Annotated in this window: 11 protein-coding genes; all 11 read left to right on the top strand. The window is 65.3% G+C overall.

What is annotated here, in order from left to right:
- Positions 1-270: 270 nt before the first annotated feature.
- Entirely contained in the window at positions 271-405 is a 135-nt protein-coding gene (gene rpmH / locus C0099_RS15805) for a 50S ribosomal protein L34 (RefSeq protein WP_002926183.1), read from the top strand.
- Positions 365-766: a ribonuclease P protein component gene (gene rnpA / locus C0099_RS15800; protein WP_332870250.1), complete on the top strand. Its 402-nt coding sequence runs from the start codon at positions 365-367 to the stop codon at positions 764-766. The genes rpmH and rnpA overlap by 41 nt, the downstream gene beginning before the upstream one ends.
- A complete protein-coding gene (yidD, locus tag C0099_RS15795; RefSeq protein WP_102248549.1) occupies positions 766-996 on the top strand; it encodes a membrane protein insertion efficiency factor YidD in 231 nt (76 codons plus the stop codon). Before rnpA ends, yidD begins: the two co-directional genes overlap by 1 nt.
- Positions 997-1,000: 4 nt before the next feature.
- Positions 1,001-2,683: a membrane protein insertase YidC gene (yidC, locus tag C0099_RS15790; RefSeq protein ID WP_102248312.1), complete on the top strand. Its 1,683-nt coding sequence runs from the start codon at positions 1,001-1,003 to the stop codon at positions 2,681-2,683.
- 51 nt (positions 2,684-2,734) lie between these two features.
- Positions 2,735-4,075, top strand: a complete 1,341-nt coding sequence (gene mnmE / locus C0099_RS15785) for a tRNA uridine-5-carboxymethylaminomethyl(34) synthesis GTPase MnmE (protein WP_102248548.1) — start codon at positions 2,735-2,737, stop codon at positions 4,073-4,075.
- Between the two features lie 96 nt (positions 4,076-4,171).
- Positions 4,172-4,960, top strand: coding sequence for a sulfite exporter TauE/SafE family protein (locus tag C0099_RS15780; RefSeq protein WP_102248311.1), 789 nt, complete (start codon positions 4,172-4,174; stop codon positions 4,958-4,960).
- Between the two features lie 107 nt (positions 4,961-5,067).
- The gene (rsmB, locus tag C0099_RS15775) at positions 5,068-6,297 is read left to right on the top strand and encodes a 16S rRNA (cytosine(967)-C(5))-methyltransferase RsmB (protein WP_408634104.1); all 1,230 of its coding nucleotides are present in this window, start codon (positions 5,068-5,070) and stop codon (positions 6,295-6,297) included.
- Entirely contained in the window at positions 6,257-6,856 is a 600-nt protein-coding gene (locus tag C0099_RS15770) for a DUF4390 domain-containing protein (protein WP_228151612.1), read from the top strand. Before rsmB ends, C0099_RS15770 begins: the two co-directional genes overlap by 41 nt.
- Positions 6,853-8,991 (top strand): sensor histidine kinase, encoded by a 2,139-nt coding sequence (locus C0099_RS15765; protein ID WP_102248547.1) that lies wholly within the window; start codon positions 6,853-6,855, stop codon positions 8,989-8,991. Before C0099_RS15770 ends, C0099_RS15765 begins: the two co-directional genes overlap by 4 nt.
- Before the next feature lie 9 nt (positions 8,992-9,000).
- Positions 9,001-10,245: a sigma-54-dependent transcriptional regulator gene (locus tag C0099_RS15760; RefSeq protein WP_102248308.1), complete on the top strand. Its 1,245-nt coding sequence runs from the start codon at positions 9,001-9,003 to the stop codon at positions 10,243-10,245.
- A 28-nt stretch (positions 10,246-10,273) separates the two neighbouring features.
- On the top strand, positions 10,274-11,728 hold the full coding sequence (gene trkA, locus C0099_RS15755; protein WP_332870258.1) for a Trk system potassium transporter TrkA: 1,455 nt from the start codon (positions 10,274-10,276) through the stop codon (positions 11,726-11,728).
- The last annotated feature ends 20 nt before the right edge of the window (positions 11,729-11,748 follow it).

The raw sequence follows: 11,748 nt of genomic DNA, 5'->3' as shown, positions 1-11,748 counted from the left end.
GGGCAATGGCTGAAGGCTTCGTTGCTGGGCGGTACTGCGGATTCCCCTGGACAGCATGGGTGTCGGCGGGGCCAGTGTCGCACGGCTAATCGGAACGAATGAGGTTTCGATGCGTGCGGCATGTGCGCTTCGCACATCGCTGTGCGATCGACTACCGGATTCTACTCTCCAGGGCGGGACTTATCCACAGCTTCGGCCAAAAAATACGCTTGACAAACATGGCTCTATGAACTCAAATACCGCGTTTGACCCAAACACGGCAGAACCCAAATGAAACGCACCTATCAGCCCTCCGTCGTCCGTCGCAAGCGCACTCATGGCTTTCTGGTCCGCATGAAGACCCGCGGAGGCCGCGCGGTGATCCGTGCCCGCCGTGCCAAGGGCCGTCACCGTCTCGCCGTTTGAGGTGAGCGAAACGACAGGCGCCGGAGAGGGATTTCCCGGTGCCTTCAGATTGCGAAAAACGGATGAGTACTCATCCGTTTTTGCTTTTCGGCGCGCGCTGCGCGGACAGTACCTGATGTTGCACTACCGGCCCAACGGACTCGAAGGCGCGCGGCTCGGTGTGGTCGTGGCCAAGCGTCTGGCCAAGCGTGCGAACGTGCGCAATCTGGTCAAGCGCATCGTGCGCGAGCAGTTTCGCCGCAACCGGGCCACACTGCCGGCGGTGGATATGGTGATGCGCTTGCACGCGCCGGTCAAGGCCGCCACGCGGCGCATGATCAACGAGGACGTGGTCCGCTTGCTGGAGCGCCTGCCGCGATGATGACTCGTGTCCTGCTCGGTCTGCTGACGGCGTACAAGTACGCGATCAGTCCCTTGCTCGGTCGCTCCTGCCGCTTCTACCCGAGTTGTTCCGAATACGCACGCGAGGCGATCGAGCTTTACGGTCCCTGGCGCGGTACCTGGCTGGCGATCCGCCGAGTGGGTCGTTGCCATCCCTTCCATCCGGGCGGGTATGATCCCGTCTCCAGACCTACGCAGAACCGACAATAGACCGATGGACCATCGCCGCCTGATTGCCCTCCTGATCCTTTCCTTTTCCATCGTGATGTTGTGGGACGCCTGGGTGTCCGAGCAGCAGGCGCAACAGCCCGCGAGCGCGCCGACTGCGGCCGTGCAGTCGGGCGTGCCCAGTGCATCCTCGGACGGCTCCGTGCCCACGCCGAGCGCCGCGCTGTCGGACGCCTCGGGTGCCGACGAGCTGCCGCAGGCGAGCGAGACCGCGCCGGAGGCGCCAGACGCCGCGCGCATGACGGTGCGTACCGACATGGTGGAGGCCGAGATCTCGGCGCGCGGCGGCCAGATCGTCAAGCTCCGGCTCCTGCATCACGATGCGACCAATGATCGCGACCAGCCCTTCGTGCTTTTCGACGACGGCGTCACGCACCGTTATTTCGCGCAGAGCGGGCTGATTGGCGAAGGCATGCCGAGCCACCATGCGGTGCACCGGCTGCCGGCCGAGCAGGTTTCTCTCGAAGCGGGTCAGGACGAACTCGTGCTGCGGCTGCCGGCCGAGGTCGAGGGCGATCTGGCGGTGACCAAGGTGATGACCTTCCGTCGCGGCAGTTATGTCGTGGAGGTCGGCTACGAGCTCGAGAACCGCAGTCAGGCGCCGCTTTCGACGCACGCCTATTTCCAGTTCTCGCGCGATGGCCAACCGGCTGAAGCAGTGGAGGTGTTCGGCGTATCCACCTTCACCGGCCCCGCGGTCTATACCGAGGAAGAGAAATTCCAGAAGATCGAGTTCGTCGACATCGATGAGGGCGACGCCAAGTTCGTGCCGCGTGCGAACAACGGCTGGCTTGCGATGGTGCAGCACTATTTCGTTGCGGCCTGGCTGCCCGAGACAGGTGTGCAGCGCGAGAACTTCGCTCGCAAGATCAACGACAACATGTACGCGGCCGGCGTGATCGTTCCGGTGGCGTCGATTCCCCCCGGCGAGACGGCGATCGTGTCCACGCGCCTGTATGCCGGACCGCAGGAGCAGGACCATCTCGATGCGATCGCCGAGGGACTGGGCCTGGTGGTCGATTATGGGTGGCTGACGATGATCGCGGCGCCGCTGTTCTGGGTGTTGTCGTGGTTCCATGATCTGACCGGCAACTGGGGCTGGTCCATCATCCTGGTCACCATCCTGATCAAGGCGGTGTTCTTCCCGCTGTCAGCGGCCAGCTACAAGTCGATGGCGAAGATGCGGGTGCTCGGACCGCGCATGCAGCGCATCAAGGAACTGTACGGACACGACAAGCCGCGCATGCAGCAGGAAGTCATGCAGATGTACCGTACCGAGAAGATCAATCCTCTTGGTGGCTGCCTGCCGATCCTGGTGCAGATTCCCGTCTTCATTGCGCTCTACTGGGTCCTGCTGGGCAGTGTGGAGATGCGTCATGCGCCCTGGCTGGGCTGGATCACCGATCTATCGGCGAAGGATCCGTACTTCGTCCTCCCGGTGCTGATGGGTCTGAGCATGTTCGTGCAGATGCGCCTCAATCCTGCCCCGCCGGACCCGATCCAGGCCAAGGTGATGATGGCGCTGCCCTTCGTGTTCACCATCATGTTCCTGTGGTTCCCGTCGGGTCTGGTGCTGTACTGGGTGGTCAACAACATCCTGTCGATTGCGCAGCAATGGCACATCACGCGCAACATCGAGGCGTCGAAGAAGGCCGGGAAGCCGGTCTGAGGCTGCGCTCTCGGCTCGCTCCCGGGAGGCGGCATGGCGGATGACATGTGCATGGATGGGGTCGCACCCGGGAACGACACCATCGCCGCCATCGCCACCGCCCCCGGTCGCGGCGGTATCGGTGTGGTGCGCGTCTCGGGCCCGTCGCTGCTGCCCTTCGCACGGGCGCTGAGCGGTCGCGAGCCGCGCCCCCGCCATGCGACGCTGGTGCGTTTCCTCGATCGAGCGGGAGCGCCTGTCGACGAAGGCCTGTTGATCCATTTTCCGGCGCCTGCTTCGTTCACCGGTGAGGATGTGCTCGAACTGCAGGGGCATGGCGGTCCCGTCGTGATGCGCTTGCTTCTGGAGCGCTGCTTCGAGCTTGGTGCGCGTCCGGCGGCGCCCGGCGAGTTCTCGCAACGGGCCTTTCTCAACGGCCGCATGGATCTCGCCCAGGCCGAGGCGGTCGCGGATCTCATCGATGCCTCCACGGCCGAGGCGGCGCGCTCTGCCGTGCGTTCTCTCGGCGGCGAGTTCTCGCAGCGGATCGAAGGCCTGCGAGACGAACTGATCGATCTGCGCATGCTGGTCGAGGCCACACTGGATTTCCCCGAAGAAGAGAACGACTTTCTGCAGCAGGCGCGCGCCTTCGAGCGACTCGATGCGATCGAGTCGCGACTCGATGGCGTGCTCCGCGCGGCCGGACAGGGCGCCTTGCTGCGCGAAGGCATACGTGTGGTTCTGGCGGGTCTTCCCAACGTGGGCAAGTCCAGCCTGCTCAACCGCCTCTCGGGCGAGGAGCGTGCGATCGTCACCGACATTGCCGGCACGACTCGCGATGTATTGCGCGAGACCATCCAGATCGAGGGAGTCCCGCTACATCTCGTCGATACGGCGGGACTGCGCGCCACCGAGAACCCGGTCGAGCGCATCGGCGTGGAGCGCAGTTGGGCGGAGATCGCCAAGGCCGACGTGGTGGTCCATCTCGTTGATGCGAGGGCAGGCTGGTCGCCAGCCGACGACGAGATCGATGCCAGACTTCCGTCGGACCTTCCGCGGCTGCGTGTGTTCAACAAGGTCGACCTTGTGGACGAGGCGGCGCTCGATAGGCGTCATGATCTGCTGATGAGTGCAGTCCGGGGTGATGGTATCGACGAGCTGCGCAGAAAGCTGCTGAAGATTGTCGGCTGGTTCCCGGGGCAAGAGGATGTGTTCATCGCCCGCGAACGTCATTTGCTGGCGCTCCGCGAAACCGCCGGATATCTCGCAACGGCACGTGATCACGCGCACTCGCTGGATCTTTTCGCCGAGGAGTTGCGGCTTGCACACGATGCGCTGGGGAAGATCACCGGTGCGTTCACGCCGGACGATCTGCTGGGTGTGATCTTCTCCCGTTTTTGCATCGGCAAGTGATCGATTGCGCGATTCCGGTAGAGCGCGTCTTGCGTGTCGCGTCGCGCTGCGTCTTGCTCCCGTTTCACGTGAAACCGTTGCGTTACGGTGCGATCGATGGACGCTGATGTTCTGATCCTGACCCTTGGTTTCGCGGCGTTGTTCGCGGGGTTCGTCGACGCCGTCGTTGGCGGGGGTGGGCTGGTGCAGATCCCGGCACTGTTTTCTGCGTTTCCCACTCAGTCGCCCGCCGTGCTGCTCGCGACGAACAAGGTCTCCAGCATCGTAGGTACGGCATCGGCTGCCGTCCAGTATGCACGACGGGTGCGTATCCCCTGGGCCATCGCCTTGCCGGGGGCGGTCGTTGCCCTCGCCGCGTCATGGCTCGGTGCGAAGGCGGTGGTCCTGCTCCCGCCGGAGTTGATGCGTCCGTTCGTGCTGCTACTGCTGGTGCTGGTCGTGGCACATACATTCATCCGCAAGGATCTCGGCACCGGGAAGTCCCAGCAAAAGCATGGTCGGCGCGAGCTGATCGTGACGATGGCGATCGCGGCATCGGTGGGCTTCTATGATGGCTTGTTCGGACCGGGTACGGGAAGTTTCCTGATTTTTCTGTTCGTGCGCTTCCTGGCGCTGGATTTCATTCATGCTGCCGCAACCGCCAAGATCGTCAACGTCGCGACCAACCTGGGCGCGATCGCCTACTTCTCGACCTCGGTGGAAGTGTTGTGGGTGCTTGGCGCGACGATGGCGCTATGCAATCTGTGCGGGGCAATCATCGGTTCGCGCATTGCCCTGGCCCGTGGTTCGGGTTTCGTGCGTTTGGTCTTTCTGGGAGTGGTCATGGCCCTGATTGTGAAGATGTCCTACGACATGCTCGTAGCCGGTTGTGCGGGTTTCACGTGAAACAGCAAAGCCGTACCCCCAAGAACTCATCAGGCCGGCCACGATCGGGCAAGGGAGCGCCGGACCGTGGCAGTCTTGCGTTCGCCTTGCGCGAAGCGGGACGACTGGTGGAGAAGGTCATCGAGGGGCGAAACCTCAGCGTCGTCTGGGAAAAAGCGCTCGCGGCCCACGCGCAATGGACCGATGCCGAGCGCGGAGCAATCCGAGATCTCGCGTGGAACGCGCTGCGACGCTATGGTCGCGACGACGCCGTGCTCGTGCGGTTGCTGAGCAAACCCTTGCCGAACAGCGTCCGCGCGGTGTTGCTCGTTGCACTGGCGAGGCTGGAGAGCCGCCCGGAACAGTCCTACGTCGTGGTCGATCAGGCGGTCGAAGCCGTCGGCAGCTTCGCTCCCGCCCTCAAGGGCGTGGCCAACGGGCTGCTGCGCAACCGCATACGCCGTGCAGATGAGCTGATCGCCGAGCTCGAGGAAGATGTGTGCGCCCGCTGGTGCCACCCGAAATGGTGGAGCGATCGCGTGCAACGCGACCACCCGCAACACTGGCGATCGGTGCTGCAGGCCGGCAATACCCATCCGCCGATGGCCTTGCGCATCAATCCGCGAAGAACGACACCCAACCACGTGCTGGCGGAACTCGGCGCCGCCGGTCTCGCCGCCCGCGTAGTCGATCCCGGTGCGCTGCTGCTCGATCATCCGGTGCCGGTCAGCCGGCTGCCGGGATTCGCCGCAGGCCGCTTGTCCGTGCAGGACGCGGGGGCGCAGCACGCCGCCACCCTGCTCGCCGCCCGCGATGGTGAGCGCGTCCTCGACGCCTGCTCGGCTCCGGGTGGCAAGACCGCCCATATTCTCGAACTCGCCAACGTTGACCTGCTGGCACTCGACCTCGAGCCCGTGCGACTGCAACGAGTGCGCGACACCCTCGAGCGACTGGGCTTGAGCGCGCAGACTCGCGTTGCCGACGCCGCCAGCCTCGACCAGTGGTGGGATGGGCGCCGATTCGACCGCATCCTGGCGGATGTTCCGTGCAGTGCATCGGGCGTGGTCCGCCGCCACCCGGACATCAAGTGGCATCGCCGAGAGCGCGACATCGCGGCCTTCGCGGCGAACCAGGCACGGTTGCTGGATGCGCTTTGGCAGACCCTCGCACCGGGTGGCACAATGCTGTATGCAACTTGCTCGGTCTTCGACGAGGAGAACGGAGCTCAGCTGCACGCGTTTTGCGCGCGCCACGACGATGCCCGGAGGCTGTCGCTGCATGGCCGGAAGGAAGTTCAACTGTTGCCGGATGCCGAGCATGACGGCTTCTACTACGCGGCCCTGCGCAAGCGGGGCTAGGCGTCGCCTGCTCGTTGCGCTCCTGTGCCTGCCCTTGTTGCTGTGCGCGGCCCCGTCCCTGTCCGACGACGCGGCCGTACGTTCGGCCGCGATCATCTCCACCGAGGACGGTTACGTAGTCAACGCCGACTTCCGTGTTCCGCTCGCGCCCCGTCTGATCGACACCATCATGCGTGGCGTATCCCTGTACTTCAATGTGGAACTGGTCATCGAGCAACCGCGTCGCTGGTGGTTCGATCGCACCGTTGCCACACGCAGCCTGCAGTTCCGCCTGTCCTATCACCCGATCACGCGCAGCTACCGCCTGTCGATCGGAGCCCTGCATCGTTCCTACGACACGCTCGAAGCGGCGATGCGCACCATGACGCGCGTGCGCAACTGGCGCGTGCTCTCCCACGACGAGCTCGACGAGGGAGATGAATACCGCGCATCGCTGCGCTTTATCCATGATGTTGGCATGTTACCGAAGCCGCTCGTGATCTCCGCCACAGCCGACCGGGAATGGGCCATCACGACCGACTGGGTGCGCTGGAACTTCAGCGCGGAGGCCGCGCCGTGAGAAAGCTCGTCCTCGTCCTCGTCGCGGCGATGGCCGGTCTGTCGCTGTTCCTGCTCACCACGGTGGGCGCGGACACGGACGTGTTCACCGGCATCTATCCCTATCTGCTGGGGCTCAACGGCACGGCGGCCGTCGCGCTCGCGGCGATCGTCGCGATCCAGCTACGCAGTCTGTGGCGCGAATACCGCGCGCGTGCCTTCGGCTCGCGCCTGAAATACCGACTGATGCTGATGTTCGCCCTGATGGCGATCCTGCCCGGGATCGTCCTCTATGGCGTGTCCTTGCTCTTTGTCGTACGAACCATCGATTCGTGGTTCGACGTGCGTGTCGAACGCGCGCTCGACGGCGGCATCGCCCTGGGGCAGACCGCGCTCGATCACCTTGTCTCTCAGGTCAGCGAACGCGGACGCGAGATCGCCCTGGAACTGGACGGCGGCCAGCAGGTATCTTCGATCCGCCTCAACGCGCTGCGCGAACAGGCCGGTGTGGCCAGCCTCACGGTGCTTGCCTCGAACGCGCAGATCATCGCTACCGTGAGTGAGGGCGTGGGCAGCTTCGTGCCCGATCTGCCCGCCCCGGCACAGTTGCGCCAGGCGCGTCAGCTGCGCCGTTACAGCCAGGTGGAGCCGCGCCCGGATGGCAGCATGATGATCCGAGTGATCGTGCCCATTCCAGGTCGTGGCCTCCTCTCCGAGCCGAATTACCTGCAGCTCACCGAGCCGTTGCCGCCCGAACTGGTCCGCAACATCGACGCCGTGCAGGAAGCGCACCGCGAGTATCAGCAGATCGTCATCGGCCGCGACGGCCTGAGCCGCGTGTACTCACTCACCCTCACGCTCACGCTGTTGCTGGCCATGCTCGGTGCGGCGGCGGTCGCCTTCGTGCTCACGCGGCGTCTGGTCGCGCCGCTGATCATTCTCGCGGAAGGTACGCAGGCCGTCGCCCAGGGCGACTTCAGCCCGCGGCGCGCATTGCCCGCGCGCGACGAACTCGGAGTGCTCACCCAGTCCTTCAACCAGATGACCCGTCAGCTTCAGGAGGCGCGCGCGCAGGCCGACAAGAGTCGCGCCGCAGTCGAGACCGCGCGCGTCTATCTGGAGAGCGTATTGGCCAACCTCTCGGCGGGGGTCCTGGCCTTCGGCGCAGACGGCTGTCTGCGCGCGGCCAACCACGGCGCCATGGACATTCTCGGCGACGCGCTCGAGGGTTTCGAGGAGACGCCGCTGTCCGACTGGCCGCGTCTGAGCGTGTTCCGCGATGCCCTGCTCGACGGCTTCGCGCGTCACGTCAGCGACTGGCACGAACAGGTCGAGATCCATCGCGCCGATGCCGAACCACAGACCCTGCTGATCCACGGCGCCCGCCTGCCCGAATCCATCGGCGGAGGCTACGTCGTGGTGTTCGACGACATCACCGCCCTGGTGCAGGCGCAGCGAACCGCGGCCTGGGCGGAGGTGGCGCGGCGTCTGGCGCACGAGATCAAGAATCCGCTGACCCCCATCCAGCTCTCGGCCGAGCGTCTGGCCTACAAGCTCGAGGGGCGTCTGGACCCCGACGGGCAGGAGATCCTCGATCGTTCCACTCGCACCATCGTCAACCAGGTCGAGGCGATGAAGAATCTGGTCAACGCCTTCCGCGATTACGCCCGGCCGCAAAGCCCCGAACTGGCGGCCGTCGACCTGCACTCGCTGATCATCGAAGTGCTCGGTCTGTATGAGAGTTCGCCACTGCGCGTACGCACACAGTTTGCCGAGGTGCCGGTGGTGGTCAACGGGGACCCGGCGCAGATCCGCCAGATCATTCATAATCTGTTCCAGAATTCCGAGGATGCCCTCGCAGGAGCGGACGACGCCGAGGTCGTGGTCGAGACGCGGCACGAGAACGGCAACGCCGTCCTGACCTGGTCGGACAATGGTCCGGGCTTTCCGGCAGAGGTCTTCGCGCGGCCTTTCGAGCCGTATTTCACGACCAAGGCGCGCGGTACCGGCCTCGGTCTGGCGATCATGAAGAAGATCGTCGACGAGCATCACGGCGACGTGCACCTGTCCAACCGCAGCGGCGCAGGCGCCGTGGTCAGCGTGCGATTGCCCTCCGTGGAAGCGACGCAGGCGGAATCGAATGACGAAGCATGGTAAATATACGAGATGGCCAACATTCTGATCGTCGACGATGAAGTCGGCATCCGCGAACTGCTCTCCGAAATCCTGCGTGACGAAGGTCACGATGTCGTCGTCGCCGAGAATGCCGGCGCGGCGCGTGCGGTGCGCAACGCAAAACGCCCCGAGCTGGTGCTGCTCGACATCTGGATGCCCGACACCGACGGCATCACGCTGCTCAAGGAATGGTCGGCCAACGGGCAGCTGACCATGCCGGTGATCATGATGTCCGGCCACGGCACGATCGACACCGCGGTCGAGGCCACGCGCATCGGCGCGGTCGACTACCTCGAAAAGCCCATCGCGCTGCAAAAGCTGCTCACCGCGGTCAAACGCAGCCTGCAGCGTCCGTCCTCGGGCAGTCAGCCCGCGCCGCTGTCGCTGGCCGCCTTCCCGCGCTCGGCGCCGCTGCGCGAGCTGCGCAAGCGATTGCAGCAGATCGCCGAGAAGACGCGCGTGCTTGCGCTGCGCGTGGGCAACGGCAGCCTCGCCGAACTGGCCGCGCGCAGCGTCAAGCCCAACGGCGCCCCGTGGCTGGACTTCTCCACCGTCAGCCAGCCCATCGACATCAACCAGCTGCAGAACTGCAACGGCGGCGTGATGTACATCGCCGACGTCGGGCGCCTGAACCGTACCCAGCAGAAGAACCTCGCCTTCGCGCTCGACCGACTGGACCGCTTCAACCTGCACGTGGTCGCGGCGGCGGAGGTCGGCGGCGAGGTGCTGCTCGGCGACGGCTGGGACGAGAAGCTGGTGCAGCGCCTGTTCGAGGTCAGCCTGGTGCCGCCGACCATCGCCGACATCCAGGACGACGTGCCGGAGCTGGCTTCGCAGCTGCTGGTGCATTTGATCGAGTCCGGCGAGGTGCCGCGCCGCGTGTTCTCCACCGCGGCGCTCAACGCGCTGCGCACCCAGCAGTGGCCGGGCGGCTTCCAGGAACTGCGCGCGGCGGTCAAGTCGCTCGCGTTGGGCACGCTCGACGAGGAAATCAGCCTCGCCGACGTGCGCCGCGTGCTGCCGGCGCCGGCCGACAGCGTGCATTCGATCTCCTTCGATCAGCCGCTGCGCGAAGCGCGCGAAGCCTTCGAGCGCCTGTACTTCGAGCACTATCTGCGCACCGAAGGCAACAACATGACGCGCATCGCCGAGAAATGCGGCCTGGAGCGCACCCATCTGTACCGCAAGCTCAAGCAGCTCGGCCTGCAGACCGGGCGCAAGGGCAGCGAAGGCTGACGCCGATGCGTCATGCCGCAGCGCACCAATCCGTGAAGCGCGAGCGTACAATGCGCGCTCATCCGAACGGGGTGCAGCGCACGTGAAGATCATCATCCTCGGCGCGGGTCAGGTCGGCACCTCGGTGGCCGAGAACCTGGTGTCCGAAGCCAACGACATCACGCTGGTCGATTCCAACGCCGAGCTGCTCGAACAGCTGCGTGAGCGCTTCGAGGCGCGCACCGTGTGCGGCAACGGCGCTTCGCCCACGACCTTGCGCGAGGCCGGCGCCGACGACGCCGACCTGCTCATCGCGGTGACCCAGTCCGACGAGACCAACCTGTGCGCCTGCAAGGTCGCGCGCACGCTGTTCAACCTGCCCACGCGCATCGCACGGCTGCGCTCGGGCGAATTCGTCGACTACCCCGAACTGCTCGCGCCGGACAACTTCGCGGTGGATTTCTCGATCTGCCCGGAGCAGATCGTCACCGACTACATCAAGCGCCTCATCTCCTTCCCGGAGGCCCTGCAGGTGCTCGAGTTCGCCGAAGGCACGGTGAGCCTGATCGGCGTGCGTGCCTTCGAGGGCGGTCCGCTGGTGGGCCATCCGCTCAAGGCGCTGCGCTACCACCTGCCCAACATCGAGGTGCGCATCGCCGCGATCTACCGCAACGGCGAGGCGCTGATTCCCGAGGGCGACACCATCATCGTGCCCGGCGACGAGGTGTTCTGCCTGGCCGCGAGCGTGCACATCCGCCAGGTCATGCGCGAGATGCGCCGCGGCGATCACCCGATGCGGCGCATCATGATCGCCGGTGGCGGCAACATCGGCTTTCGCCTGGCGCGTTCCATCGAGCAGGACTACAACGTCAAGCTGCTCGACGTGAACAAGCGGCGCACGCAGATGCTCGCCACCAGTCTGGACCGCACGCTGGTGCTGCGCGGCGATTCCACCGACGAGAAACTGCTCGAGAACGAAGGCATCGACGAGATCGACCTGTTCGTCGCGCTGACCAACGACGAGGAGGACAACATCATGTCCGCCTCGCTGGCCAAGCGCATGGGCGCGCGCCGCACGCTGGCGCTGATCAACCGCAAGAGCTACGTCGACCTGGTGCAGGGCGGGCCCATCGACATCGCCATCTCGCCGGCGCAGATTTCCATCGGCACGCTGCTCGCGCACGTGCGGCGCGGCGACGTGGTGGCAGTGCACAGCCTGCGCCGTGGCGCCGCCGAGGCACTGGAGATCGTCGCCCACGGCTCGTCGAGCGAATCCAAGGTGGTGGGCAAGCCCATCGAGGAGATTCCGCTGCCGCGCGGCGTGACCATCGGTGCGATCGTGCGCAACGAGGTGCGCGACGAGCGCATCGTACGCCGCGAGGTCATCATGCCGCACCACGACACGCTGATCGAGCAGGACGACCACATCATCGTGTTCTGTACGCACAAGAAGCTCGTGCGCCAGGTCGAGAAGCTGTTCCAGGTCGGCTTCACCTTCCTGTGACGGCGGGCCGCAAGATGTCG

It is taken from the genome of Pseudazoarcus pumilus, from assembly GCF_002872475.1.
Classification (GTDB): Bacteria; Pseudomonadota; Gammaproteobacteria; order Burkholderiales; family Rhodocyclaceae; genus Pseudazoarcus; species Pseudazoarcus pumilus.
This window is presented reverse-complemented; position numbering and strand designations above follow the sequence as displayed.

Coding starts and splice junctions, on each gene's coding strand:
- yidD (WP_102248549.1), top strand. CDS start 766: ATGACTCGTGTCCTGCTCGGTCTGCTGACGGCGTACAAGTACGCGATC.
- C0099_RS15770 (WP_228151612.1), top strand. CDS start 6,257: ATGACGGCTTCTACTACGCGGCCCTGCGCAAGCGGGGCTAGGCGTCGC.
- yidC (WP_102248312.1), top strand. CDS start 1,001: ATGGACCATCGCCGCCTGATTGCCCTCCTGATCCTTTCCTTTTCCATC.
- C0099_RS15780 (WP_102248311.1), top strand. CDS start 4,172: ATGGACGCTGATGTTCTGATCCTGACCCTTGGTTTCGCGGCGTTGTTC.
- C0099_RS15760 (WP_102248308.1), top strand. CDS start 9,001: ATGGCCAACATTCTGATCGTCGACGATGAAGTCGGCATCCGCGAACTG.
- rpmH (WP_002926183.1), top strand. CDS start 271: ATGAAACGCACCTATCAGCCCTCCGTCGTCCGTCGCAAGCGCACTCAT.
- mnmE (WP_102248548.1), top strand. CDS start 2,735: ATGGATGGGGTCGCACCCGGGAACGACACCATCGCCGCCATCGCCACC.